The sequence below is a fragment of the Streptomyces sp. B93 genome, assembly GCF_018070565.1.
GTDB lineage: Bacteria > Actinomycetota > Actinomycetes > Streptomycetales > Streptomycetaceae > Streptomyces.
Map to the genome: position 1 here is coordinate 83738 of NZ_JAGPXL010000021.1, position 25109 is coordinate 108846.

Annotated in this window: 29 protein-coding genes and 1 tRNA gene; 16 read left to right on the plus strand and 14 right to left on the minus strand. The window is 71.8% G+C overall.

Translation table 11 applies throughout. From position 1 onward, the window contains the following. The first annotated feature begins 49 nt into the window (after positions 1-49). A complete protein-coding gene (locus KBY47_RS21145) occupies positions 50-1663 on the plus strand; it encodes an alpha/beta hydrolase (RefSeq protein ID WP_210922937.1) in 1614 nt (537 codons plus the stop codon). Between the two features lie 108 nt (positions 1664-1771). Beyond that, positions 1772-1848 (plus strand) — tRNA-Thr (locus KBY47_RS21150). A 53-nt stretch (positions 1849-1901) separates the two neighbouring features. On the opposite strand, the gene KBY47_RS21155 is transcribed toward KBY47_RS21150, so the two are convergent. Continuing rightward, on the minus strand, positions 1902-4271 hold the full coding sequence (locus KBY47_RS21155) for an ABC transporter permease (protein WP_210922939.1): 2370 nt from the start codon (positions 4269-4271) through the stop codon (positions 1902-1904). After that, on the minus strand, positions 4268-4960 hold the full coding sequence (locus KBY47_RS21160; protein WP_210922941.1) for an ABC transporter ATP-binding protein: 693 nt from the start codon (positions 4958-4960) through the stop codon (positions 4268-4270). The genes KBY47_RS21155 and KBY47_RS21160 overlap by 4 nt, the downstream gene beginning before the upstream one ends. A gap of 218 nt (positions 4961-5178) precedes the next feature. Here KBY47_RS21160 and KBY47_RS21165 point away from each other — a divergent pair, with 218 nt between their 5' ends. Together KBY47_RS21165 and KBY47_RS21170 are read left to right on the plus strand one after the other, a co-directional pair. Beyond that, entirely contained in the window at positions 5179-6582 is a 1404-nt protein-coding gene (locus tag KBY47_RS21165) for a sensor histidine kinase (RefSeq protein ID WP_210922943.1), read from the plus strand. After that, positions 6579-7265, plus strand: coding sequence for a response regulator (locus KBY47_RS21170; protein ID WP_374103093.1), 687 nt, complete (start codon positions 6579-6581; stop codon positions 7263-7265). The genes KBY47_RS21165 and KBY47_RS21170 overlap by 4 nt, the downstream gene beginning before the upstream one ends. Positions 7266-7281: 16 nt before the next feature. Here KBY47_RS21170 and KBY47_RS21175 read toward each other — a convergent pair whose 3' ends face one another. The 3 genes from KBY47_RS21175 to KBY47_RS21185 all read right to left on the minus strand — a co-directional run bounded on the left by KBY47_RS21175 (position 7282) and on the right by KBY47_RS21185 (position 10526). Beyond that, positions 7282-8964: a bifunctional 3'-5' exonuclease/DNA polymerase gene (locus KBY47_RS21175; RefSeq protein ID WP_210922945.1), complete on the minus strand. Its 1683-nt coding sequence runs from the start codon at positions 8962-8964 to the stop codon at positions 7282-7284. A gap of 55 nt (positions 8965-9019) precedes the next feature. Beyond that, on the minus strand, positions 9020-9763 hold the full coding sequence (locus KBY47_RS21180; protein ID WP_210922947.1) for a Clp protease N-terminal domain-containing protein: 744 nt from the start codon (positions 9761-9763) through the stop codon (positions 9020-9022). Positions 9764-9863: 100 nt separating this feature from the next. After that, positions 9864-10526 carry a LysE family translocator gene (locus KBY47_RS21185; RefSeq protein ID WP_210922949.1) on the minus strand — a complete coding sequence of 221 codons (663 nt, stop codon included), beginning with the start codon at positions 10524-10526 and terminating at the stop codon, positions 9864-9866. A 112-nt stretch (positions 10527-10638) separates the two neighbouring features. On the opposite strand from KBY47_RS21185, the gene KBY47_RS21190 reads away from it, so the two are divergent. Continuing rightward, positions 10639-11820, plus strand: coding sequence for a DUF2786 domain-containing protein (locus KBY47_RS21190; protein ID WP_210922951.1), 1182 nt, complete (start codon positions 10639-10641; stop codon positions 11818-11820). Positions 11821-11843: 23 nt separating this feature from the next. Here KBY47_RS21190 and KBY47_RS21195 read toward each other — a convergent pair whose 3' ends face one another. Both KBY47_RS21195 and KBY47_RS21200 read right to left on the minus strand, forming a co-directional pair. Next, positions 11844-12365 carry a DUF4232 domain-containing protein gene (locus KBY47_RS21195; RefSeq protein WP_210922959.1) on the minus strand — a complete coding sequence of 174 codons (522 nt, stop codon included), beginning with the start codon at positions 12363-12365 and terminating at the stop codon, positions 11844-11846. 258 nt (positions 12366-12623) lie between these two features. Beyond that, complete coding sequence (locus tag KBY47_RS21200) at positions 12624-12893, minus strand: hypothetical protein (RefSeq protein WP_210922962.1); 270 nt, start codon at positions 12891-12893, stop codon at positions 12624-12626. Positions 12894-13037: 144 nt separating this feature from the next. On the opposite strand from KBY47_RS21200, the gene KBY47_RS21205 reads away from it, so the two are divergent. After that, positions 13038-13307, plus strand: coding sequence for a hypothetical protein (locus tag KBY47_RS21205; protein WP_210922964.1), 270 nt, complete (start codon positions 13038-13040; stop codon positions 13305-13307). Here KBY47_RS21205 and KBY47_RS21210 read toward each other — a convergent pair. The 3 genes from KBY47_RS21210 to rpmB form a co-directional block, all read right to left on the minus strand. Next, positions 13285-13782 (minus strand): hypothetical protein, encoded by a 498-nt coding sequence (locus KBY47_RS21210; RefSeq protein WP_210922965.1) that lies wholly within the window; start codon positions 13780-13782, stop codon positions 13285-13287. The genes KBY47_RS21205 and KBY47_RS21210 overlap by 23 nt on opposite strands. 136 nt (positions 13783-13918) lie before the next feature. After that, entirely contained in the window at positions 13919-14224 is a 306-nt protein-coding gene (gene rpsN, locus KBY47_RS21215; protein WP_210922967.1) for a 30S ribosomal protein S14, read from the minus strand. Continuing rightward, positions 14224-14460 carry a 50S ribosomal protein L28 gene (rpmB, locus tag KBY47_RS21220; protein ID WP_210922969.1) on the minus strand — a complete coding sequence of 79 codons (237 nt, stop codon included), beginning with the start codon at positions 14458-14460 and terminating at the stop codon, positions 14224-14226. Before rpmB ends, rpsN begins: the two co-directional genes overlap by 1 nt. 61 nt (positions 14461-14521) lie before the next feature. Between rpmB and rpmG the strand changes: the two genes are divergently transcribed. The 8 genes from rpmG to KBY47_RS21260 all read left to right on the plus strand — a co-directional run bounded on the left by rpmG (position 14522) and on the right by KBY47_RS21260 (position 18123). After that, the gene (rpmG, locus tag KBY47_RS21225) at positions 14522-14686 is read left to right on the plus strand and encodes a 50S ribosomal protein L33 (RefSeq protein WP_210922971.1); all 165 of its coding nucleotides are present in this window, start codon (positions 14522-14524) and stop codon (positions 14684-14686) included. A gap of 8 nt (positions 14687-14694) precedes the next feature. After that, the gene (locus tag KBY47_RS21230) at positions 14695-14952 is read left to right on the plus strand and encodes a type B 50S ribosomal protein L31 (RefSeq protein WP_210922973.1); all 258 of its coding nucleotides are present in this window, start codon (positions 14695-14697) and stop codon (positions 14950-14952) included. Positions 14953-14956: 4 nt separating this feature from the next. Beyond that, complete coding sequence (locus KBY47_RS21235) at positions 14957-16090, plus strand: GTP-binding protein (protein ID WP_210922975.1); 1134 nt, start codon at positions 14957-14959, stop codon at positions 16088-16090. 6 nt (positions 16091-16096) lie between these two features. After that, positions 16097-16330: a 30S ribosomal protein S18 gene (gene rpsR / locus KBY47_RS21240; RefSeq protein WP_210922978.1), complete on the plus strand. Its 234-nt coding sequence runs from the start codon at positions 16097-16099 to the stop codon at positions 16328-16330. A 75-nt stretch (positions 16331-16405) separates the two neighbouring features. Next, a complete protein-coding gene (locus tag KBY47_RS21245) occupies positions 16406-16795 on the plus strand; it encodes a VOC family protein (RefSeq protein WP_210922979.1) in 390 nt (129 codons plus the stop codon). A gap of 7 nt (positions 16796-16802) precedes the next feature. Continuing rightward, a complete protein-coding gene (locus KBY47_RS21250) occupies positions 16803-17177 on the plus strand; it encodes a helix-turn-helix transcriptional regulator (RefSeq protein WP_210922981.1) in 375 nt (124 codons plus the stop codon). Beyond that, entirely contained in the window at positions 17174-17671 is a 498-nt protein-coding gene (locus tag KBY47_RS21255) for an SRPBCC domain-containing protein (RefSeq protein WP_210922983.1), read from the plus strand. The genes KBY47_RS21250 and KBY47_RS21255 overlap by 4 nt, the downstream gene beginning before the upstream one ends. 191 nt (positions 17672-17862) lie before the next feature. Beyond that, positions 17863-18123 carry a DUF397 domain-containing protein gene (locus tag KBY47_RS21260; RefSeq protein WP_210922984.1) on the plus strand — a complete coding sequence of 87 codons (261 nt, stop codon included), beginning with the start codon at positions 17863-17865 and terminating at the stop codon, positions 18121-18123. A 93-nt stretch (positions 18124-18216) separates the two neighbouring features. Here the strand turns inward: KBY47_RS21260 and KBY47_RS21265 are convergent, their stop codons facing one another. After that, the gene (locus KBY47_RS21265) at positions 18217-18780 is read right to left on the minus strand and encodes an ATP-binding protein (RefSeq protein ID WP_210922985.1); all 564 of its coding nucleotides are present in this window, start codon (positions 18778-18780) and stop codon (positions 18217-18219) included. A 387-nt stretch (positions 18781-19167) separates the two neighbouring features. Between KBY47_RS21265 and KBY47_RS21270 the strand changes: the two genes are divergently transcribed. After that, positions 19168-19992 (plus strand): helix-turn-helix transcriptional regulator, encoded by an 825-nt coding sequence (locus KBY47_RS21270; protein WP_210923022.1) that lies wholly within the window; start codon positions 19168-19170, stop codon positions 19990-19992. Between the two features lie 127 nt (positions 19993-20119). Next, positions 20120-21580, plus strand: coding sequence for an aldehyde dehydrogenase family protein (locus tag KBY47_RS21275; protein ID WP_210922986.1), 1461 nt, complete (start codon positions 20120-20122; stop codon positions 21578-21580). 91 nt (positions 21581-21671) lie between these two features. Here KBY47_RS21275 and KBY47_RS21280 read toward each other — a convergent pair whose 3' ends face one another. From KBY47_RS21280 to KBY47_RS21290, 3 genes are all read right to left on the minus strand, one after another. Continuing rightward, positions 21672-22682, minus strand: coding sequence for a DedA family protein (locus tag KBY47_RS21280; protein ID WP_210922990.1), 1011 nt, complete (start codon positions 22680-22682; stop codon positions 21672-21674). A gap of 196 nt (positions 22683-22878) precedes the next feature. Continuing rightward, positions 22879-23640, minus strand: coding sequence for a MerR family transcriptional regulator (locus tag KBY47_RS21285; RefSeq protein ID WP_210922991.1), 762 nt, complete (start codon positions 23638-23640; stop codon positions 22879-22881). Between the two features lie 104 nt (positions 23641-23744). Next, positions 23745-24923 (minus strand): exo-alpha-sialidase, encoded by a 1179-nt coding sequence (locus KBY47_RS21290; protein WP_210922993.1) that lies wholly within the window; start codon positions 24921-24923, stop codon positions 23745-23747. Positions 24924-25109 lie beyond the last annotated feature (186 nt).

The following is a 25109-nucleotide window of genomic DNA, read 5'->3' on the forward strand; positions in this document are numbered from 1 at the left end:
TCTGTGCACTCAGGGCGTTCATGTCGTCGCGCACAGTTACGCTCGCTGGATGTACCACACAAGGCGCCTCCACCGCAGGTCCAGGTTCCGTGCGGGAGCCACGCTGCTCGCCGCCGCCGCGTTGCTCGTCTCCGCCTGCTCCACGGGGAGCGCGACGGGCGCCGCGAGATCCTCGGCGGCCCAGGCCGCGGAGCCCGGGGACGAGGCGGCGGTGCTGGCCGCGCTGCCGAAGGCCACCCCGTCCGCGCTCGCCCCGTACTACGGGCAGAAGCTGAACTGGCGCAACTGCGGTGTCCCCGGCTTCGAGTGCACCACCCTGCGGGCGCCGCTCGACTACGACGACCCGGAGCGGGGCGACGTCCGGCTGGCGGTCGCCCGCGCGAAGGCCACCGGCCCGGGCAAGAAGCTGGGCTCGCTGCTGGTGAACCCGGGCGGGCCGGGCGGCTCGGCGGTGGGGTACCTCCAGTCGTACGCGGCCGTGGGTTACCCGGCCCCGGTGCGCGCCCGGTACGACATGGTGGCGATCGACCCGCGCGGCGTCGCCCGCAGCGAGCCCGTGGTGTGCCTCGACGGCGCGGACATGGACACGTACACGCAGACGGACACCACGCCCGACGACGACCGGGAGGCCGACGCGCTGGTCGACTCGTACAAGAAGTTCGCCGAGGCCTGCGGTGCCAACGCGACCCGCCTGCTGCGGCACGTCTCCACGGAGGAGGCGGCGCGCGACATGGACGTCCTGCGGGCGGCGCTGGGTGACGAACGGCTGACGTACGTGGGGGCGTCGTACGGGACGTTCCTCGGCGCGACGTACGCGGGCCTCTTCCCGGACCGGGTGGGGCGGCTGGTCCTGGACGGGGCGATGGACCCCTCCCTCCCCGCCCGCCAGCTGAACCTCGACCAGACGGCGGGCTTCGAGACCTCGTTCACGGCGTTCGCGAAGGACTGCGTACGGCAGCCGGACTGCCCGCTCGGCGGACCGGGTACGCCGCCGGAGGAGGTCGGCCGGAACCTGAAGGCGTTCTTCGACAAGCTCGACGCCCGGCCCATCCCGACCGGCGACGCCGACGGCCGCAGGCTCGGCGAGGCGCTCGCCACGACCGGCGTGATCGCGGCGATGTACGACCAGGCGGCCTGGCCGCAGCTGCGGGAGGCGCTGTCGGCGGCGATGCGGGAGAACGACGGCGCGGGCCTGCTCGTCCTCTCCGACAGCTACTACGAGCGTGAGGCCGACGGCACCTACTCCAACCTGATGTCCGCCAACGCGGCCGTGAACTGCCTGGACCTCCCGCCCGCCTTCGACTCCCCGGAACAGGTGCGCGAGGCGCTCCCGTCCTTCGAGAAGGCGTCCCCGGTCTTCGGCGAAGGCCTCGCCTGGGCCTCCCTGAACTGCGCGTACTGGCCGGTGGCCGCCACGGGCGAGCCGCACCGCATCGAGGCGAAGGGCGCCGCACCGATCGTCGTCGTCGGCACCACCCGCGACCCGGCGACCCCGTACCGCTGGTCCCAGGCCCTCGCCCGCCAGCTCTCCTCGGCCCGTCTCCTCACCTTCGACGGGGACGGCCACACCGCCTACGGCCGCGGCAGCGACTGCATCGACTCCGCGATCAACACCTACCTCCTGCGCGGAACCCCGCCCGCCGAGGGGAAACGCTGCTCCTGACCCCCGCCTCCGCAACACCTCCGCACCGGCTCCGGGCCGGTGCGGAGCACCCCCGGAAACTGTGTAGACTTACCGACGTTGCCGATCGCACCATAGTGTCGGCAGCACGCCGCCTTAGCTCAGATGGCCAGAGCAACGCACTCGTAATGCGTAGGTCTCGGGTTCGAATCCCGAAGGCGGCTCCACGGAAACCGCAGGTCAGAGTCATGACCTGCGGTTTTTTGTTGTGCCGTGGTGGCTACTCCGTGCGCAGTGCCGTGGCCGTGCGGGACTTGGCTGCCCAGCCCGAGGGGAGGAGGGCGCCGAGCAGGGCGATGGTGATGCCGGTCAGGGTCAGGAGGGTCAGTTGGGGGGCGTCGTAGACGTCGAGGACGGACGGGGGCAGGTTGGTGCCCGCCGCGTGACCCATGACCGGGAGGACGAGGCCGTGCAGTGCGTGGCCGGCGGGGACGCCGATCAGGCCGCCGAGGAGGCCGATGGTGGCCACCGAGGAGAGGACGAGGGTCACCGTCTGGCGGGGTGACATGCCGAGGGCCTTGCAGACGCCGAGGTCGTGGACGCGCTCGCGGGTGTCCAGGACGACCGAGTTGAGGACCCCGAGGCCCGCCACCGAGACCAGCATGAGGGTGAGCAGGACCGCGATCGCGTCCAGGAGGAGGATCATGTTCTCCCCTTCCGAGGGGGCGTTGGCCATGACGTCGCCGCCCAGGGGGCGTACGGTCGCGGCGAGTTCGGTCGCGTAGGTGGTGGGGGTGACGTCCGGTTTCACCTCGATGTGGAAGACCTGGGGGCTGGTCGCGGTGAAGCTGGTGAGGTCCGTGTGGAGGGACAGGCCGTCGTTGGAGGTGTCGAAGGCCTCGCCGACGATGTGCAGGGTGCGGGTTTCGCTGCCGAGGGTCACGCGGACCGTGTCGCCGATCCTGGTGCCGGTCCGTTGCAGGAAGCGGGTGGGTACGACGGCCTGGCCCGCGTCGGTGAGCCAGTGGCCGGAGATCATCTCGTAGCTGCCGGGGCCGGAGTCTCCCTGGTAGAGGGTTGTCCGGACCGACTTGGGGAGTCCGGCCACGGTGGCGTCGGCCTGGGCCAGGCCGTAGTAGGACGCGGTTGCGGGGTGTGCCTCGATGGCGGCGCGCACCTGCGCCGGGTCGGTGGGCGGGGCCTGGGTCTTAGGGGGGTTGGCTCCGGGGCCGTTGGCGGATGGGCCGCCGACGACGGCGGTGACCGGGGCGCGTTCCTCCGGGTCCGCGGCGCGGCCGACCGCGTTCAGGGACGAGGTCAGTCCGACCGCGAAGGTCGCCGTGATCGTGCCGAAGGCCACCGCGAGCAGCATGGCGGTCGTGCGGACCGGATGCGCGAAGGGACTCGCGAGGCCGTAGGACACCGCCCTCGGGAGGGGCAGTCGGCCGAAGGCGCGGTGCGCCCACTGGCCGCGTCCCGTGCGCGGTGCCCGGCCGACCGCGAGGGACTCGACCGTGCGCAGCCGGCCGGCCCGTAGCGCGGGGACCAGCGCCGCGACGCCGACGACCAGCAGGGCGGCGGCCGGTACGACGAGGTCCACCCACCAGGCCACCGACAGGGAGACACCGCCGTACACCCGTCCGGTGTCCGCCAGCAGCGGGGCGGCCAGCAGGTTGCCCAGTCCGACGCCGAGGGCGATCCCGGCGCCGGCCGGGATCAGCGCCTGGGCCATGTAGGCGCGTACGACCTCGCGCGGGGTGAAGCCGATGGCCTTGAGGACGCCGATCCGGCGCAGGCTGGTGCCGACCGCGCCGCTGACCACGCTGCTGACGATGATCACCGACATGACGATGCCGAGCACGCCGAAGGCCACCATGAACGGGATGGTCGCCGCCGCGCCCTGATCGGCGGCGCGCTTGGTGTCCAGGTAGGACTGGGTGCCCAGCAGGGCCCCGGACGGTACGGCGGCGGCGAGCGCCCTGCGGTCGGCGGCGAGCTGGCCGCCGGTCGCCGCGGAGTCGAAGCGGTAGAGCATCTGGCTCGTCACGGGGCTGTCGGACCGGGCGGCCAGGGCGACGGCCTGGTCGGGGGTCGTCCAGGCGTCGGCGGTCTCGCTGGCCGACGCCGCGAAGCCGACGATCTTCAGGGCCGGGCTGCCGTCGGTGTCCGAGACGCTCAGTTCCGAGCCGATGTCGAGAGCGGGGCCCTCGAACGACGCGGACAGGACGATCTCTCCCGTCTGCTCCGCCCACCGGCCGGATCTCAGGTCCAGGTCGTCCACGTCGCCGTGCGGGTCGGACCGACCGACCACGCTCAGCTTCGGCAGGTGTCCGCCGTACGCGTCCACCGGGCTGAGGGCGGTCGACGGATACGGGCCCGCGCTCGCGGTGACGCCGTCCAGCCGCCCGGTGTCCTCCAGTTGCGCGGTGCTCACCTTGGCCGGGTCGAACTGCGCGGTGAGGTGCGCGCCGTGCTGCCGTGCGAAGGCGTGGTCGAAGGGGGCGTTCGTGGCGACGATGAGCGATCCGGCCACGACGGCGGCGGCGACGGCCATCATCGTGGCCACGGCGATCACCACCGTCTGCACCCGGCGGCGGCCCACCCCGGAGCGGACGACCCGGCCGAGCGCGCCGGTGCCGAGCGGGCTCATCGGACGGCCTCCGCACGCGAGTCGAGGGCGACCCGGCCGTCCACCAGCCGAACGGTCCGGCTCGCGCACGCCTCCGCCAGCGCCATGTCGTGCGTGACCAGCACCAGGGTCTGCCCACCGCGGTGCAGCTCCACCAGCAGTTCCCGTACGTCGTGGCCCGAGGCGGTGTCGAGCGCGCCGGTCGGCTCGTCGGCGAGCAGCAGCGCGGGCCGGTTGACCAGCGCCCGGGCGACCGCGACGCGTTGGCGTTCACCACCCGACAAGCGGCCGGGGTGGGCGCGGGCGTGTCGGGCGATGCCCAGCAGTTCCATGAGTTCGTCGGCGCGGGCCGCCGCCTTGCGCCGGGAGGTCCCGGTCAGCTGGGCGGGGAGCTGGATGTTGTCGGCGACGGTGAGGTCGTCGAGCAGGTTGAAGAACTGGAAGACGATGCCGATCCGTTCGCGGCGGAACCGGGCCAGCGCGTGCTCGCCCAGTTCGTCGATCCGTTGCCCGGCCACAGTCACCTCGCCCTCGGTCGGCTTGTCCAGGCCCGCGACGAGGTTCAGCAGTGTGGACTTGCCGCTGCCGGAGGGGCCGGTGACGGCCAGTGCCTCGCCCTGGGTGACGGTGAGGTTCAGTGGGCCGAGCGCGGGCGCACCGGCGCTGTCGTAGCGTTTCGCCACGTTCGTCAGTTCGATCACATGCGTCATGGGTGGGGTCCGTCCTCGCGGTTGGGGAGACGTCGGTGCCCGGGCCCAGCGAACGTAGGGGCGTGGCCTCGTGGGGCGCGTCGGCCGCGGCACCGAATCGCGGCCCTCCCGGCGAAGGATTCGCCTCCGGCGTCATCCCTGCGAAGTACGTCTGAGGGTCGGCGCTTCGGCCGCGCAGGCGGACGCGGGGGCACGTCGGCGCACCGCACAATGAGCCGATGGAGACGGAGGACCGGTCACGCCGGCGTCATCAACTGCGCGAAGCGCTGCGGCCGGACGCGGAGCGGGCCCCCTTGTCACGGCGGGGTCTGTACGCCGATGTGGCGCTGGCCGTTCTGCTGACCGTGGCCGCGTTGATCGTGGCGGCGCGCTTTCCCGGTGACGGGCCCGTCATCGTCGGCCCGCAGGTCGAACACGGGGAGCCCTCCGTGCCGCCTGCGCTCTCCGCGACGCCGGTGCCCTCCGTGACGCCGGTGCCCTCCGCGCTGTCCATGCCGCCCTCGCCCATTGCGCCGCCTGCGCCGCCCGCGCCGCCCTCGCGTCACGAACCGCCCGCACGGATCGTGGTGGACGAACCCTCGTCCGCGGCATGGCCGCTGGTCGTCCTGTCGGCGCTGCCGCTCGCGGCCCGGCGCCGGTATCCGCTGACGGCCTTCGCGGTGGTGATGGGCGCGACGCTGGTCATGGTCGACGAAGCGTCCTGGATCAATGTGTTGACCTGCGTCATCGGCGCCTACAGCGCCGCCGCGTACAGCCGGTACCGGACGGGGGCGACAACCGCGATGCTCGTCGCCGCCGTGCTCGCCGGGCTCGCGTTCCGTAGAACGGAGCCGGTGCTTCCGGGCTGGTCGAGCCCCGCGGTCGTGCTGCTGCTCGGCGGGGTGCTGGCCAGCACCGTCCGTTTCTGGCAGCGGCGGCTCGCGGACAGCCGGGACCGGTTCACCCGGCTCCAGCAGGCCCAGGAGGAGAGCATGCGCCGGGCCGTCGACGAGGAGCGGGCCCGGATCGCCGCCGAACTGCACGACGTGGTGACCCACAATGTGAGCGTGATGGTCATCCAGGCGGGCGCGGCGCGCAAGGTGATGGACGTGGCACCGGAGCGGTCGAAGAAGGCCCTGCTGGCGGTGGAGGCGGGAGGCCGGGCCGCGATGGCCGAACTGCGGCACGTGATGGGCCTGTTGGCCGCCCCGGACACCGGCCGCCCCGACAGCCCCGCCGACGGTCTCGAACCGCAGCCCGGCCTCGGGCAGCTCGGTGCCCTGATCGAGCGGGTGCGTGCCGCCGGGACACCGGTCGATGTCGCGGTGTCGCTGCCGCCGGACCCGCTGCCGCCCGGGGTGGACCTCGCGGCGTACCGCGTCGTGCAGGAGGCACTGACCAACACCATCAAGCACGCGCCCGGCGCCGACGCCTCCGTCACCGTCGGACACAGCGGAGACCTGCTGGAGATAGAGGTCACCGACACCGGAGCCGTCCGCGACGGCCCTCCGGCGGACGGCAACGGCCGCGGGTTGATCGGACTGCGTGAGCGGCTGGCGGTCTACGGCGGCGAACTCACCGCAGGCCCGACCCTCGCGGGCGGTTACCGGATCCAGGCCCGGGTCCCCTGGCGGGCGTCGTGAGCGGGTCGGCGCTGCGCGCCGTCATCGCCGACGACCAGGCCCTCGTACGCACCGGCTTCGGAATGATCCTCGCCGCGGACGGCATCGAGGTGACGGCCGAGGCGGCGGACGGGGCGGAGGCGGTCGCCGCGGTCCGGCGCACCCGGCCCGACGTCGTCCTGATGGACATCCGGATGCCGCGGATGGACGGCATCGAGGCCACCCGGCGGATTCTCGCCGACGGCGGCCCGGACGGCACCCGTGTCATCATCCTCACCACCTACGACCTCGACCACTACGTCTACGCCGCCCTCACCGCCGGTGCCAGCGGCTTCCTGCTCAAGGACGTCACGCCCGAGCACCTCGTCGCCGCCGTCCGCCTGGTGCGGTCCGGCGACGCCCTGCTCGCCCCCGCGATCACCCGCCGACTGATCGAACGCTTCGCCCAGCGCACCGAGGACCGCTCGCCCGCTCTCCACCGCGACCTGTCCGGCCTGACACCGCGTGAGGTGGAGGTGCTGCGCCTGCTCGCGACGGGGCTGAGCAACGCGGAACTCGCGGACCGCCTCTGCCTCAGTCCGACCACGATCAAGACCCACATCGGCCGTATCCTGTCGAAACTGGACCTGCGCGACCGGGTGCAGGCCGTCGTCCTCGCCTATGAGACGGGACTGGTCTCGCCGGGTGGCGGCGAGGGGGCCTGACGCTGCCAGGCGGGGGCTACTTGGCGTCCGCATAGCACTCCACCACCGCCGTCGTGAACGGGAAGCGCACCGGGGTGTCGCCGAAGGTGAGGTGGGCGGCGAGGGCGGCGGCGTCGCGGATGGCGGCCGCGACCGTGTCGGCCTCTTCGGCGGGGCAGTGGACGATCACCTCGTCGTGCTGGAAGAAGACCAGCTCGGCCGCCATCGGTGCCAGGGACTGGCGCAGGGCGGCGAGCAGGAGCAGGGTCCAGTCGGCGGCACTGCCCTGGACGACGAAGTTGCGGGCGAAGCGGCCGCGGGCGCGGGAGTTGGTGGAGGCGTAGCCCGGGGTCCAGTCCTCGGTGGCCGGGGCGTCCTGGGGGATGCCCGCCTCCTCGGAGGTGTCGTCCCCGGCGACGACGGCCGGTGGGCAGGTGCGGCCGAGCCAGGTGTGGACCAGGCGGCCCTCCTCGCCCGCGCGGGCCGCGTCGTCGACGTAGGCCACCGCCCTGGGGAAGCGGCGTCTGAGGGCGGCGAGGTTCTTCAGGCCGTCGCCGGAGGTCTGGCCGTAGATCGCGCCGAGCACGGCGAGCTTGGCCTGGGCGCGGTCGCCGGAGAAGGCGCGCTCGGAGACGGACTGGTAGAGGTCGGTCTCGCGGCCCGCCACCTCCATCAGGCCGGGGTCGCGGGAGATCGCGGCGAGGACGCGCGGCTCCATCTGGTCGGCGTCGGCGACGACCAGCCGCCAGCCGGGGTCGGCGACGACGGCGCGGCGGATGACCTTGGGGATCTGGAGTCCGCCGCCGCCGTTGGTCACCCAGCGGCCGGTGACCGTGCCGCCCGCGAGGAACTCCGGGCGGAAGCGGCCGTCGCGGACCCAGTCCTGGAGCCAGGTCCAGCCGTGGGCGACCCAGATGCGGTACAGCTTCTTGTACTCGATCAGGGGCTTCACGGCGGGATGGTCGAGGGACTCGATCTCCCAGCGGCGGGTCGAGCTGATCTTGATTCCGGCCTGGGCGAACGCCTTGACCACGTCCGCGGGCAGGTCGGGGCGGACCCGGCGGCCGAACGCGGCGGACACCTCGTCCGCCAGCTCGGCCAGACGGCGGGGCTCGCCGCCGCCCGCGTACCGCTCGCCGAGCAGGTCGTGCAGCACCTCGCGGTGGACGTCCGCGCGCCAGGGCAGCCCCGCGGTGTTCATCTCGGCGGCCACCAGCATCCCCGCCGACTCGGCGGCGGTCAGCAGCCGCATCCGGTCCGGGTGCTTGGCGCGGTCGTGCCGCCGCTGCTGGTCGGCGTAGACGTCCAGCAGGTCGGTGAGGGGGACGGGGTCGCCCTGGGCCGGTTCGAAGAGCGGGGACTGCGCTCCGGGTGCGGCGGAGCGCAGGGGCGGGTCGGGCGGTACGGGGCCGCCGCGCAGCCGGGCCAGTGCGGCCGCCGCCGAGCGGGGCTCGCCGTACCGCCCCTCATGGCCGAGCAGGAGGGTCTCGGCGTCCTCGATGTCGTAGCACCGCTCCACTCGCACCCCCGTGGCGAGCAGGCGCGGATACACCTCGGACGTCGAGCGCCAGACCCAGCGCGCCACCCGTGGCCTGTCCCGCACGGCCCGCGCCAGGTCCTCCTCCCACCGCACCGGTCCGGCGGGCAGCCCGTCCGGGCCGAGGGGGGCGAGCTGTACGCCACCGTCCTCGGCCGGAGCGAGCGCCCATCGGTCGGCCATGCAACGAGTGTCGCAGGGGGGTCTGACAATCGGTCCTGACCTGCGGGTTCACCCACTACTCGCGGTCCGTGGCCTCCTTGGGCGACGCCGCGATCGTGGTGAGCGCCTCGGCCACGTAACGCTCGACGCCCTCCTTGGTGATGCCGAGGCCGGTCAGGACACCCTGGCCGTTCTCGAACTCCAGGAGGGCGAGCAGGACGTGCTCGGTGCCGATGTAGTTGTGGCCGAGGCGGAGGGCCTCGCGGAAGGTGAGTTCCAGGACCTTCTTGGCGTCGGGGCCGTACGGGATCAGGTCGGGGACGTCGTCGGCGGCGGGCGGCAGCTCCGCGGTGGCGGCCTGGCGCACGTCGTCGAGCAGGACGCCCTGGGCGGTGATCGCCTTGGCCGCCAGTCCTTCCGGCTCGGCCAGCAGTCCCAGGGTGAGGTGCTCGGGGCGGCCCTCGGGGTTGCGGGCGGCGATCGCCTCGTTGTGGGCGGCCATCACCGTGTTCCGCGCGCGGGGGGTGTAGCGGCTGAAGCCCTGGCTCGGGTCGAGGTCGGCCGACTCCTTCGGCACGAAGCGCTTCTGCGCGGCCTGGCGCGTGACGCCCATGCTCTTGCCGATGTCCGTCCAGGAGGCGCCCGAGCGGCGGGCCTGGTCCACGAAGTGGCCGATCAGGTGGTCGGCGACATCACCGAGGTGTTCCCCGGCGATCACCGCGTCCTGGAGCTGTTCGAGGGGTTCCTCGTGGACCTTCTTGATGGCCGCGATGAGGTCGTCGAGACGTACGGAGGATGTGACGGCGGGGTTGGTGGTCATGTGTCAACCGTAGGTTGACGCTCGAGGGTCGTCAACCCTGGGTTGACACTTGCGTGCCTCACGCGCGCGTGGCCGTCGCCGCCCGCTTCGGCCACTCCGGCTACTTCGGCGACGACGCCACCAGTCGCACCGCCAGCCCCGTGAAGACCGTCCCGGAGACGATGTTCAGCCAGCGGTTCACCCGCGCGCTCCGCCGCAGCAGCGCCGACAGACGCCCCGAGAGCAGCCCCACGAAGCCGTCCCAGACGAAGCCCATCACCACCAGCGTGATGCCGAGCAGCAGCAACTGGCCCGGCACATGGCCGAGGGACGGGTCCACGAACTGCGGCAGGAACGCCACGTTGAACAGGATCACCTTCGGGTTGAGGAGGTTGGTGATCGCGCCCTGCCAGAAGGCGCGCCGCATCGCATGCCGACGCGTCCCCCGCGCGGAGGACCCGTCCACGTCCCCCTCGTCCGGCTCGTCGCCGAGCACCGAACGGTCCCGGAACGCCTTGACGGCCAGGTAGAGCAGATAGGCCGCGCCCGCCCAGCGCAGCACGTGATAGAGCGTCGGCAACGTCGTGAACAGGGCCGACAGACCGAGCGCCGCGGCGACCGAGTGCACCAGCATGGCGCAGGCCACGCCGAACGCGGCCATCACGCCCGCGACCGGGCCGCCCCGTCCGCCCATCGCCACGATGAACATCATGTCGGGGCCGGGGCTGAGACAGAGCGCGAGGGCGGCGACCAGGAACGCCGCGTACAGAGACATGTCCACCATGCGCGCCATGGTGGCCGCGCGTCCCGCCCGGGTGCAGCGAATTCCAGGGGCTGGACGGGGCGAGCGCGAGTGACCTGGATCGCCGCCCTCGCCCCCATGGCACCATCGGCCCGTGAGCACCCCCACCCCGCCCGGCACCGTCGACCGCGCCCTCCGGACCGCCCTCTACGCCGATCCCGGCGCCGCCGCCCTCGACACCGCCGCGTCGCTGCTCGCCGCCGACCCGGAGGCGGACGGGGAACTGGCGCGGCGTGGCCGGGACTTCGTGGCGGCGGCCTGGCGGCGCGGCTGGCAGCCCGCCGACGTCGTACGGATCGTGCGCCGCGAACTGGACGACGTCCACGTACGACTCGTCGCGGCGCTGATCCTCGACCAGGCGCCCGACGACCGTCCGCGCGGGCGCCGTTGGGCCGACCAACTCGCCGACCTCGACCGGCGTCACCGGGACGCGGCGGCCTCCAGGGCGCCCCGCGCCGACCGCTTCTCGCACGCCACGGCCGTCCTGGAGCTGTACCGCCTGCTGCTCCGGCTGCCCGCCCTCGAACCCCTCGACGAGCCCGTACGGCCGCCGCACGCGCCGGGGGAGCGGCGTGCCGAGTCCCGCATGCTCGCGCGGATCCGGGCGTTGCTCGCCAAGGCCGAGGCGACCGGTTACCCGGAGGAGGCGGAAGCGCTCAGCGCCAAGGCACAGGAGTTGATGGCCCGGCACAGCGTCGACGAGGCGCTGCTCGCCTCCCGGGCGCCCGCCGAGGACACCCCGGGCGCCTGCCGGATCGGTGTCGACGCGCCGTACGAGCAGGCCAAGGCGGTACTGCTGGACGCCGTCGCCACCGCCAACCACTGCCGGGCCGTGTGGAACGAACCCTTCGGCTTCACCACGGTCGTCGGCTTCGAACCCGACCTGGAAGCCGTCGAACTCCTCTACACCTCGCTCCTCGTACAGGCCACCACCGCGATGACGAAGGCGGAGGCCGAGCAGCGCGCCGGCGGACGCAAGCGGACCAAGACCTTCCGGCAGGCGTTCCTCGCGGCCTACGCCCACCGCATCGGCACCCGCCTCGCCGCCGCGGCGGAACAGGCCACGGCGGAGACGGTGCAGGCCGAGGGGAAGGGCGCCGCGGACCTCCTGCCCGTCCTCGCCTCGCGCGAGGTGGCGGTCACCGCCGCGACGGACCGGCTGTTCCCGGAGACCACCACGACACGGCTGCGCGGGGTGAGCGACGCGGCGGGCTGGACGGAGGGCTCCCGCGCGGCGGACCGCGCCCAGGTCAGGCCACGCCGCCCGCTGGACTGAGGGCGGCGGTACGGCCGTACGACTCAGTCGCCTGCCTGGAGGAACGTGCTCACCGTCGCGTCCGGGGTGTCCTCCCCGTCGACGGGAACCGGTCCGTACGACCACGGGAAGCTCTGCTCGTCGTCGCCGCCGGGCAGGCCGATCGCGAGCTTCTGCACGTCGAGGCTGCCGGAGCCGCCGTCCTCGCCCCGTACGTACGTGATCGTGAAGGTCGCCGCGGTGTCCTTCGCGAGGGTGAGCTGCTGCGGCTTGGCGCCCTCCTCCTCAGGGAGGACGGCCGAGGTGTCACCCGCGCGCAGCTCGACGCGGGGGAAGCCGTCCAAGGTGCACGCGTCGTCGCCGCGGTTGGTGACGGTGACCGGCACATTGCCGGTGTCCCCGGCGGCGGGCGCGGCGTTGGCGGGGCCGACCTCGATGTCGACCGCGCCGACGGCACAGGCCGTACCGGAGCCGGTGTTCCCGCCGTCACCGTCACCGTCGGAGGAGCAGGCCGTGAGCAGGAGGGCGGCGGTCAGGGCCGTGACGGCGAGGGGGGCGGAGCGCATGAGTGAGTCCTTGCGGTGTGGAGTGGCGCCGGGGTGGCGGGGCAGAGCAGTGCCGATGGCGGGGTACCGAAGCGGTGGTGCCGATGCGCATCGAACGTGTGGATCATCACGCATACGACGACGTCCCGGTTGCCCGCCCGGCTGGCCCGCCCCACTTCGTCTCCCTATGTCCCATCCGCCGACCGAATGAACTGGTTCCGCTCGCTGAAGGGCACCGGAGCGCGCGGGACTGGCCGTAGCGATGCCGGCGTACGCCGTCTACCCGGCCCGGGAGACGCCGCGGTTGCGGGCCCATCCGGCCGACTGGCTGGCCGCCCAGGGCGAGTACGCCGCCGCCGTCCTGCGGCAGCACGCCGAACCGGCCGCGCGGGGCAACGGCGTCGCGGCCGTGCGGGCCACGCTCCTCGCCGCGCGCGCCGCCCGCGTGGCCTGGCAGACGGCGGTGAAGCGCGCCGCCGACGAGCCGGTACGGCACCGGGGCCTGTCCCGGGTCGCGGCCGACGACGCCGGGGAGGCGCTCACGCGCATGGGCGGGGTGGCGATGCTCGTGGAGGCCCATCCGCCCGAACACACCGGGCCCGCCGATCCGGACCGCCTGCCGCCGCCCGGCTCACCCGGGAGCCCACCGCCCGTCCCGCCGACGCCGCACGCACGGCCACCCGGCAGGGCGCCATGGCCATCAGGGAACGCCGGGTGCCGGACTGGACGGCCCTACGGAAGGCGCTCGACGACGAGTCCCCGGCCGACGAGGACAGAGCCGTACGCACAGACGACAACGCCGTACGCGCCGACGCCACCCCGACATCCGTCATCCGTGACGCGACCCGCGCTCTCCTCGAAGCCCTCACCGAACTCTCCGCCGCCCTGGACGACGGCGACGGCCCGACTCCCGGGAAGGCGGCGCGAGGTGGTCTGCGGCTCAGGAACCGAGTCCGTCCGTAGGCAACCCCGTTGGCAGCCGGCCACCCTCGGCCTTGGTGTACGTCTCCGTGCCGAGGCCGCCCTCCCAGGTGACCTTCAGCGTCGTCCCGTCGACGGAGTCGACGCGTCCCGTCCCCCGGTCGTCGTTGCCGTCGGTGCACGTGAGGCGGATCGTGCGGGTGCCCGATGCCCCGCCCGCGGTGCCGCTGCACACGGTGCCGCCGGTCGCGAAGAGCCCGGCCTTGTCGCCGGTGACGACCAGCGCCACCGCATCGCCGCCGGTGGTGGCGAGCCAGCTGCCTTCGAGGTCGCCGGAGGCGGACGGGGTGCCGCCACCGGAGCCGCCACCCGTGTCGGCGGTGTTCGTGGAGGTGGCGGAGGCGGTGGGGCTCGGGGTGCCGTCGTCGGAGCCGCCGTCGTCACCGCACCCGCCCAGCAGGAGCACCGCCGCGAGCCCCGCGGCAGCGACCGCCGCCCGCCCCGGACCGCGCCCCACGCGCGCGTGCGTCTCCGTCGTGGCCGAAGTCCTGCAAACCCACGAAGTCCACGAAGTCACTGCCATCCCCCACGGTGAGCCGGACACCCCTGACGACCGCAGAAGCTACCAGCGCGTAACCGAAACCGGGGCAGTCCTACCAGGAGGACTTCCGCACCCCCGGCAGATATCCCGCGTGGGCCTGTTCCCGCAGACTCACGCGGGACAGCCCGAACGTACGGAAGTACCCGCGCGGGCGCCCGTCCACCTGGTCCCTGTTGCGGACGCGGGTGGCGCTGGCGTCGCGCGGCTGGCGGCGCAGCTCCTGCTGGGCGGCGAGCCGTTCCGTGGCTCCCGTGGACGGCCGGCGGATGATCTCCTTCAGTTCGGCGCGGCGGGCCGCGTAGCGCGCGACGACCTGCTGCCGCTTCTCGTTCTTCGCGATCTTGCTCTTCTTCGCCATCAGATCCGCACCCCCCGGGCGCGGACGCGGGCCACGGCGGCCTCGACACCGATCGTGTCGACGGTCTTGATGCCCTTGGCGCTCAGCCGCAGCCGTACGTACCGGCCCTCGCTCGGCAGCCAGTAGCGCTTGGTCTGGATGTTGGGGTCGAAGCGGCGCGAGGTGCGCCGGTGGGAGTGGGAGATCCGGTTGCCGAACCCGGGCCGGGCGCCGGTCAGCATGCAGTGCGCGGACATCGTGACGTACTACCTCACATCGGCTGTCGTAAATGGGAATCGTTTTCAGTAAGGTAGCAGCATGGCACGCAACGAACTCCGTCCCGTCGTCAAACTCCGGTCCACGGCCGGGACCGGCTACACGTACGTCACCCGCAAGAACCGCCGCAACGACCCGGACCGGCTGACCCTGCGCAAGTTCGACCCCGTCGTCGGCCGTCACGTCGACTTCCGAGAGGAGCGCTGATCACCGCCATGCGCGAGGGAATCCACCCGGAGTACGGCCCCGTCGTCTTCCGCGACCGCGCCGCGAACCACGCCTTCCTGACCCGCTCCACGCTCGCCGGAGTGCCCACGGAGAAGACGATCGAGTGGGAGGACGGCAACACCTACCCCGTCGTCGACGTCGAGATCTCCGACGTCAGCCACCCCTTCTACACGGGTACCGCCCGCGTCCTGGACACCGCCGGGCGCGTCGAGCGCTTCGAGCGCCGGTACGGGAAGCAGGGCTGAGCCGGTGACCGAGCTTCCCGTCGTGATCGTCGGCGGGCTGCACGCCGACGCCCGTACGGCGGCCGTCGAGCGGCTGCTCACCGAGGTGCCCGGCAGCGTCGTACTCCACCACGACCTGGCCACGGCGGCGGCCTCCGGGACCGTCGTACGGACCGTGCGCGACGCGTCCGGCATGCGGTCCTCCGGTGAGACGCCGCTGGTCAACGACTGCGCGTGCTGTGCGCTGCGCGAGGACCTGGTGCCGGAGCTGGAGCGGCTGGCGGCGGCCGGGGCGACCCGGCTCGCGATCGTCGAGCTGTGGGACTCCGTCGAGCCCAAGGCGATGGCCGAGGTGGTCACGGGCGGCGGGTTCACCGTCACCGGTGTGATCACCGCCGTCGACCCCGCGCTGGTGCTGCCGTACCTCGGCAACGGCGACGACCTCGCGGACGGCGGTCTCGCCGCGGCCGCCACCGACCAGCGCACGGTCGCGGACACCTTCGCGCGGCAGCTGGAGTACGCCCCCGTCCTCGCCCTCGTCGACTCCCCGGAGGCCGACGAGGAGGACCGGGAGCTGCTGGCCCAGCTGCACCCGACGGCCCGTCAGGTGTACGTGGGCGACGGCGGCCTGGCGGGCGCCGCGCTCGCGGGCTTCGACGTGGAGGCCGCCGCCGCTGCCCAGCACCCGGCGTGCGCGCTGCTGCCCGCCGAGGCCGACGCGTGCGGCGTCACGACCCTGGTCTGGAACCGTCGCCGTCCCTTCCACCCCGGCCGGCTGTACGCCGCCCTGGAGGACCTGACCTGCGCCGCGGCCCGCAGCAGGGGGCGGTTCTGGCTCGCCGACCGGCCGGACACGCTGCTGCACTGGGACGCCGCCGGGGGCGCGCTGTGCGTGGAGAGCGCGGGTCCCTGGCTCGCCTCGCTGCCCGACGCGGCCTGGGAGATGGTGCCGCCGGTGCGCCGGGCGGCCGCCGCGCTGGACTGGCACCCGGAGCACGGCGACCGCTGCCAGCACCTGGTGTTCACGTCCCCCGGCCTCGACCGCGAGGGGCTCGCGGAGCTGCTGGAGACCTGTCTGCTCACCGACGCCGAGTACGCCGCCGGACGGGACGCCTGGAAGCGCTTGCCGCCCGCATTCGACACCCTTCTGGAGGTTTGATCCCTCATGGTCCGCAAAGCTGACCGCAAGCCCGTCAAGAGCCGTCCCAACCCACTGCTCCAGGCGGGGGTCACCTATATCGACTACAAGGACACCGATCTGCTGCGGAAGTTCATCTCCGACCGCGGCAAGATCCGCAGCCGCCGGGTCACCCGGGTCACCGCCCAGCAGCAGCGACTGCTGGCCCGGGCGATCAAGAACGCGCGCGAGATGGCGCTGCTGCCGTACGCCGGTCGCTGAGCGATCACGGAAACCATTAGGTAGGAGATTCCCTACGTTTGACGGGTAGGGAATCTCCTGCCTATCGTCGTCCGTATGACCACGGACACCACCCACATCACGCACGCTTCCTTCGTCACGCTCCCGGTCTCGGACCAGGACCGCGCCCTGCGCTTCTACACGGAGGTGCTCGGCTTCGAGGTCACCGCCGACCGGGAGACGCCGCCCGGACGGTGGCTCCAGGTGGCGCCCCGGGGCGCACAGACCGTCTTCACGCTCTCAGGGCCTGGCATGGGCGGTTTCGCACCCGGCTCCACGCAGGGGATCATGTTGCTCACGACCGATGTCGACGCCGACTGCGCGCGGCTCGCGGAAGCAGGGGTCGCCGTGCAGGGGCCCGACGAACTGCCGTGGGGGCGGATGGCCTCCTTCCGGGACCCGGACGGCAACGGTCTGATGCTGCTGACGGAGAAGGAAGGCTTCTGACCGCACCATGACCACCACCGGGGCCGACGCCACCGGTGCCGGATCCGGCACCGCCGTCGAGGACCGTGTCTTCGCCGCGCTTGCCAACGCCACCCGCCGCGAGGTGCTGCGACTGCTGCGCGACGGCGGACCCCAGCCCGTCCAGGCCCTGGCCGACCACTTCGACATGCGGCGCCCCAGCCTCTCGGAACACCTCAAGGTGCTCCGGGAGGCCGGGCTCGTCTCCGAGCAGCGCGTCGGCCGCCAGCGCATCTACCGCCTGGAGGCGGCCCCGCTCGCCGAGGTGCAGGACTGGCTCCACCCGTACGAGCGGTTCTGGCGCGAGCAGCTCAAGGGCCTCGGCCGACTGCTCGACCGGATGCCCGACGACGACCTGGCATGAACCACGACGAGAGCTTCGACGAACGCTTCCCTGAGGGATCTGCCGACGCCGACCTCACCACCATCCGCGTGGACGAGTTCCTCCCGCACCCGCCCGCCAAGGTCTGGCGGGCCCTCACCGAGCCCGGACTGCTCGCGCAGTGGCAGATGCCCGGGGCGGCGGACTTCCGGCTGGAGGTCGGGCACCGCTACCGGATGACCTCCGTACCGCGCCCCAACTCCAACTTCTCCGGCGCGGTCGACGTGGAGGTGCTCGCCTACGACGACGGGCGGATGCTGCGGCTCCGCTGGGCCGACGCGGATCCGGCCCGTCCCGCGGACTGGACGATCACGTGGACCCTGGAACAGGAAGGGCGCGGTACGCGTCTGTTCCTAGTGCACGAGGGATTCGATCCGGACGACCCGGCGCAGATGATGGCGCGCAAGATCATGGACGGGGGCTGGCGGTCGCATGTCCTGCGGAGTCTGGGGCAGACGCTGGAGAAGCTGCGGTGAGGCGGTCGGGCAGCCTCGCCATCGCGACGGTCAACCTGTAACCACGGGAACACCCCTCGTGCACGTGCATCTGCGCATGCATGTGCGCCTGCATATGCTCATGCGGCTGCACATGAACGAGGTTATGATCCGGGTCAGTTGACCACTGCATCAATGGCCACACCAGCCAGTGCACCATCGGGGAGCGACCTGTGGATCACGACGTGTACAACGGCATGGACGTGTACAACGGCATGGCCGCCACCGAACTGGGCGGCGTGGCCTGGCAGAAGAGCCGACACAGCAACTCGCAGGGCTCCTGCGTGGAGTTCGCGCGGCTGCCCGGCGGAGAGGTGGCGGTGCGCAACAGCCGCTTCCCCGACGGGCCCGCGCTCGTCTACACCCGCGCGGAGATCGAGGCGATGCTGCTCGGGATCAAGGACGGCGAGTTCGACCACCTGATCGCGGGGTGACCGCACCGCCGTCCATACGCCGCGACTTTCCGTTACCGGGTGAAGACGGAATGTAACGCGCGTAGAGTCCGGGCGTCGGAACGTGCCGGTTCGTCAGGCGTCCTGCCGGGCCTCTCTGACGTCCGCCGCGAGTGCGTCGGTCATGCGTCCGTCCGGCTGGAGCCGGAACAGTGCCCAGACGACCTTGCCGGTGAGCGTCCCGGCCAGCGGGTGCCAGCCCCAGCTGTCGCAGAAGGAGTCGACGAGGAACAGGCCCCGGCCGGACTCCGCCGAGAAGTCGTCGGCGTCCCGGGCGACCGGGGTGTCGTTGCTGGGGTCGCGCACCGCGCACACCAGTCGCTCCGTCCAGCGCATCAGATGCAGCCGTACGGGAGGTTCCTGGCCGGGGGGGCCGTTCACGCCGCGCGTCGTGGAGGTCGTGGGGACCGCGTGGCGCAGCGCGTTGGTGACGAGTTCCGACACCACCAGACAGACATCGTCGAACCGGTCGCCGATGCCCCACTGGTCGAGCGTGCCACGGGTGAACCGCCGTGCGTCGCGCACCGCTTCGTAACGGGCGGGCAGGGCGCAGGAGGACGCCGAGGACACGGCCGAGGGATCCATTGGCGGAAGGCCCTGCCTTAAAGGCTCGAGCATGGTCGATCCATTCGTCCCCATGCGAGGCACTCCCGGGAATTCGCGGACGGTGCGAGGCGGCGGTGGTGCGGGACCATGGTTTCGGATGCGTACAGCAGATGCAAGGGCAGATGCACGTGCACGCGACCGAATTGGACCCTCCCGTACCGCTTCTTGGCCATTTTTTCCGCCGTCTTCGAGCCGTTTTCCTGCGGAACCCTTCCCTTCCCGGCCCCGCCCCTCCGTCCACCCTCTTCCCTCCTCTCTCTTGACTCGGCCGGAACCCGGGCGGAATCTTTGGCTTCTTTCCATCTCTGTAACCGGGCGAGTACTGCTCGGAGTGTTTTAGTGGCAGACTGCGGGCCCTGAAGACGGTTGGGGAGGCTGGCGAACGTGAGTGCGGGAGAGCCCGGATCGGTGGTGCGGCGGATGCTGCTCGGCTCGCAACTCAGGCGACTCCGAGAGGCGCGCGGCATCACGCGCGAAGCGGCGGGTTACTCGATCCGTGCCTCGGAGTCGAAGATCAGCCGGATGGAGTTGGGCCGGGTGAGCTTCAAGACAAGGGACGTCGAGGATCTGCTGACCCTCTACGGCATCACGGACGACACGGAACGCAACTCACTGCTCTCCCTCGCCCGCGAGGCCAATGTCGCGGGCTGGTGGCACAGTTACTCGGACGTCTTGCCGAGCTGGTTCCCGACCTACGTGGGCCTGGAGGGGGCGGCCTCCGTCATCCGCGCGTACGAGGTGCAGTTCGTGCACGGGCTGCTCCAGACCGAGGCGTACGCGCGAGCGGTCGTCCGGCGCGGCATGGAGGGCGCGAGCGAGGCGGACGTGGAGCGGCGCGTGGCACTGCGCCTGGAACGGCAGAAGCACCTCGTCTCCGAGAACGCCCCCGACTTCCACATCGTCCTCGACGAGGCCGCCCTGCGCCGCCCCTACGGCGACCGCGAGGTGATGCGCGGCCAGCTCCAGCACCTGATCGAGTTCTCCGAGCGGCCCAACGTACGGCTCCAGATCATGCCGTTCAGCTTCGGCGGGCACTCCGGTGAGAGCGGAGCCTTCACCATCCTCAGCTTCCCGGAGTCCGACCTGTCGGACGTCGTCTATCTGGAGCAGCTCACCAGTGCGCTCTATCTGGACAAGCCGGAGGACGTGGCCCAGTACGAAAAGGCCCTGAAAGAGCTGCAACGGGACAGTCCGGGCCCCGACGCCAGCCGGGACCTGCTGCGCGGCCTGCTCCAGCTCTCCTGAACTCTCCGGAAACAACCGCTCCAACTGAGCGTCGGCACAAGTACGATGACGAACGATCAGGCTGTCAAGTCGATCATCTTTCCGCCATCTTTCCGCATCGTCCTGCGGCAGGGGATTGAGGGATCACATGTCGTCGTACTTCACCGACCTGGCTCAGCAGTACATCGACGGTGAGTGGCGCCCGGGCACCGGCTCCTGGGACATCATCGACTGCAATCCGTACGACGGCGAGAAGCTGGCCTCGATCACGATAGCCACGGTCGACGAGATAGATCAGGCCTACCGCGCCGCCGCCCGCGCCCAGCGGGACTGGGCCGCCGCGGGTGCCTTCGCGCGGCGGGCCGTGCTGGAGAAGGCGCTGCGCCTGGTGGAGGAGCGCGAGCAGGAGATCACCGAGGTGATCATCGCCGAGCTGGGCGGCACCGGGCTGAAGGCCGCCTTCGAACTCCACCTCGCCAAGGAGTTCCTGCGCGAGTCGGTCAACCTGACGATGCGTCCGGAGACCAAGGTCCTGCCGTCCCCGGACCCCGGCAAGGAGAACCGCCTCTACCGCGCTCCCGTCGGTGTCGTCGGCGTCATCAGCCCCTTCAACTTCCCCTTCCTGCTCTCCCTGAAGTCCGTCGCCCCCGCCCTCGCCCTCGGCAACGGCGTCGTCCTCAAGCCGCACCAGGACACCCCGGTCACCGGCGGCTCCCTGGTCGCGAAGATCTTCGAGGACGCGGGGCTGCCCCCCGGACTCCTCAACGTGATCATCACGGACATCGCGGAGATCGGCGACGCCTTCATCGAGCACCCCGTGCCGAAGGTCATCTCCTTCACCGGCTCCGACAAGGTCGGCCGCCATGTCGCCACCGTCTGCGCCGGGCAGTTCAAGCGCACCATCCTCGAACTGGGCGGCAACAGCGCCCTCGTCGTCCTCGACGACGCCGACATCGACTACGCCGTCGACGCCGCCGTCTTCAGCCGGTACGTCCATCAGGGCCAGGTCTGCATGGCCGCCAACCGTGTCCTGGTGGACCGCTCGATCGCCGCGGAGTTCACCGACAAGTTCGTCGCCAAGGTGAAGTCCCTCCCGGCCGGTGACCCGAGCGACCCGGCGACCGTCATCGGCCCGGTGATCAACTCCTCGCAGGCCGAGTCGATCTCCAGCACCGTCGAGCAGGCCATCGCCCAGGGCGCCACCGCCCTCGTGCACGGCACCACCACCGACAACCTCGTCGAGCCGTCGGTGCTGACCGGCCTCCCCGCCGACTCGCCCCTGCTCCGCCAGGAGGTCTTCGGCCCCGTCGCCTTCCTCATCCCCTTTGACGGTGAGGAGGAGGCCGTACGCATCGTCAACGACACCCCCTACGGCCTCAGCGGCGCCGTCCACACCGGTGACGTGGAGCGCGGTGTGCGCTTCGCCCAGCGGATCGACACCGGGATGTTCCACGTCAACGACGGCACCGTCCATGACGAGCCCCTCGTGCCGTTCGGCGGCGAGAAGAACTCGGGCGTCGGCCGGCTGAACGGCGAGACGACCCTGGACGCCTTCACCACCCTCAAGTGGATCTCGATCCAGCACGGCCGCAGCGGCTTCCCGTTCTGAGGTCCTGAGCGGGGCAGCGCACCCGGAAACGACCGTCGGCGGTCAGGACAGGCCTTCGCCTTCCTGACCGCCGACGGTCGTTCTCGCTGCCTCAGCGCTGCGGGTAGCCGCCCTGGTCGTAGGGGTAGGGCTGCTCGTCATGGGAGTACCGCTGCTGGTCGTGCGGGTACTGCTGCTGTGGGTACTGCGGGGCGTACGGCTGGGCGGGCTGGTCGTAGCCGCCCTGGTACGGGTCCTGCGGGTACCCGCCCTGCTGGTCGCCGTAGCCCTGGTCGCCGTAGCCCCGCTGGCCCTGGTTGTTCTGGTTGCCGTAGTCCTGGTGACCGTAGTCCTGGTTGCCGTATGGCTGGTTCTGGTGGGCCGGGGGGATGCGTCGGAGCTGGGTGGTGGCGTCGTCCATGACCGGCTGCTGCTGGTAGGCGGCCTGGTGCGGGGCCTGCTGGCCGCCGGGCGCGGACGCGGGCTCCTGCTGGAGACCCCTCTTCTTCTGGGAACGGGCCCGCAGCACCTCGATGATGATCGGGATCACGGAGATGAAGACGATCAGGATCAGGATCGCCTCGATGTTCTCCTTGACGAAGTCGATGTTGCCCAGCCAGGCACCGAGCATGGTCACACCGGCACCCCACAGGATGCCGCCGACCACGTTGAAGGTCAGGAACGAGCGGTACCGCATACCGCTGACGCCCGCGATGATCGGCGTGAAGGTGCGCACGATGGGCACGAAGCGGGCCAGGACCAGGGACTTCGGGCCGTGCTTCTCGAAGAACTCGTGGGCCTTGGTGACGTTCTCCTGTTTGAACAGACGGGAGTCCGGGCGGGTGAACAGCGCCGGTCCGACCTTCTTGCCGAACATGTAGCCCACCTGGTCGCCCACGATGGCCGCGATGACGATCAGGACGACGGCCGCCCACAGCGGGAAGTTCAGCTGGTTGGACGTGATCAGCAGACCGGCGGTGAAGAGCAGGGAGTCGCCCGGCAGGAAGAAACCGATCAGGAGACCGGACTCGGCGAAGACGATGAGGAGCAGGCCCCAGATACCGAAGGTGTCCAGCAGATAGTTCGGATCCAGCCAGCTCGGTCCGAGGGCAAGCGTCGTCACGGTTCCGGGCTCCTGAGGGGTTGGGAAGTACGGCGTCCAGTACGGCCGGACAAAGCTATCAACGCAATGCGTCCACCCCAGGTTCCACGGGTACCCCCAGGATGCACTGTGGGCCGTCTCGCACAAAGCTGTGTCCGGCCCACCGCGTCTAAAGCCGTGTCCGGCTCACCGGCATCTGGGGGGAGCGCCGGGCGCCTCAGGCGCCGTGCCGGGCCGCGTTCGCCGCGATCGCCTCCCGGAGGTGTCCGGCGAGGCCGGGACGCATGGAGTCGTAGTACGCCTTGAAGCGCTCGTCGGCGACATACATCTCGGCGAGGCCCTGGTGGATGTCGTACGGGCACTCGTAGAACCAGGAGCAGATGTGCTGCCGGTGCTCCTCGGCCATGTCCATGGCACGCTCTCCGGTCGGCGGCTCACCGGAGGCCATCAGCGCGTCATAGCGCTCGCCCCAGTCGGCCACCTCGGCCTGCATGCGTTTCCAGTCCTCCTTGGTGTAGCTCGCGGCGCGGCGCTGTGACTCGGCGTATGCCTCGGTGCCGCCCCAGCGCTGTTCCGCCTCCTCCGCGTACTGCTCCGGGTCCTTGTCCCCGAAGACCTCGAACCTCTCCTCCGGCGTGAGATCGATGCCCATCTTGCGTGCCTCCATGGCTTGCTCCACCGCCGCCGCCATCTTCCGCAGCTTCTCGATCCGGGCGGTCAGCAGCTCGTGCTGGCGGCGCAGATGCGCGCGCGGGTCCGCCTCCGGGTCGTCGAGCAGGGCGGCGACCTCGTCGAGCGGGAAGCCGAGTTCCCGGTAGAACAGGATCTGCTGCAACCGGTCGAGGTCGGCGTCGCTGTAGCGCCGGTGCCCCGCGTGGCTGCGCTCGCTCGGGGCGAGCAGGCCGATGTCGTCGTAGTGGTGCAGGGTGCGCACCGTCACTCCGGCGAAACCGGCGACCTGTCCCACGGAGTAGCTCACTTCCGCTCCCTTCTCGGTACGCACTCCACGGTGAGCCCTCACGTGACGTGAGGTGCAAGCCGGAAGGCCGCGCGGGTGTGCTCCATCCTCCCCGCGCCGGAAGCTCAGCCTCCCCCGGTGCCCAGGCGGAAGTCGTGCCAGTGGGTGCCGTCGGCCGATATGCGGTAGGCGCCCTTGCCGTAGCTGTCCGACCAGAGCCAGCCGATCGGGGTCTGCCGCACGGAGCCCGCCGGGCCACGCGCGGCGCCCTCGGAGCGGAAGGTGCGTGCCTGGTCGTCGCTGTGCCACACACCCGTCTCGCCGTACACGGTGAGCCGGTCGTCATCCGTGACGACGAGGTCGCCGAGTATCGAGAGCGGTTCCACGCCCGGCCGATAGCGCCAGATCCGGGTCCAGGTGCCGCCGCCGTCGGTGCTGACGTGGAGGGTCAGCAGGCCGTTCTTCACGCCCTCCTGGCTGGGCAACTGGCCTGGCTGGACGGCGTACATCCCCCTCCGGCCCGCGACCACCCGGGGCGCCCAGCCGTCTTCCGCGGCGCCGGTCATATGGGTCGGGCGCCAGCTGCGGCCCCGGTCGCCGCTGATGGCGAGCGCGGGCAGGCCGGTCTCGGGGTCCTCGCCCGCCACGAACAGCGCGTTCTCGGCGATGTCGCCCGCGGGGGAGAGGACGCCGGTCAGCGGTGGTCGGTGGGTCAGGACGCGGTGCTCACCGGTGTCCGGCAGGACGACCAGCAGTCTGCTGCGGGCGCAGCCGTCGCCGTCGTCCGAGGGCTTCCGGCAGTCGGTGACGAGGGCGGCGCCCGTAGGCACGGTCGCCGTACGGCCGGTGGGGCGGGTCGATCCGCGCCGCCAGGTGCCGCCGGAGTCGTCCGTGAACCAGGTGCGGCCGGGACGGTCGGCGCGCTCGGCTCCCTCGGTGATCAGCGCGCGGCCGGGCCCGAGCACGGTGAGCCCGGCGGTGATGCCCTGGTCGGCGGTGAGGTCCGGGAGCGGTGAGCGGACCGGCCGCCACAGACCGGCACCGGCCTCGAGCACGGCGGCATGCTGACGGCACCCGCGCTGGTCGCACTCCGCGGTCAGGGTGAAGCCACTGCCGTCCGAGGCGAAGCCGACGGCGTGCGGGACACCGGGCAGGTCGGTGGCGGAGGGTATGCGCGGGGGAGCGGCCGGGGCGGTCGACGACGGGGAGGTCCGGGCCGCGCCCGGCACGTCCTCCTCTCTGTCCGGACTGCCGCTGCACCCGGCCGTGAGGACCACGCCCAGGCACAGCAGCAGCGCTGCCATGCCTCTCGGGCCTGCCCCCGTCCACGGCGAACGCCCGTACCCATGGCCTGTGTTCATGGACCCCTCCCCCTTCGATCGGCTCGGTCCGCGATGACCTGCTTCTGCTTCTGGTACACCGCCGACCGGCTTCGGGTTCCACTTCCCACCGCGCGACTTTCCGCCGCCCCACCCCACCCCACCCCACCC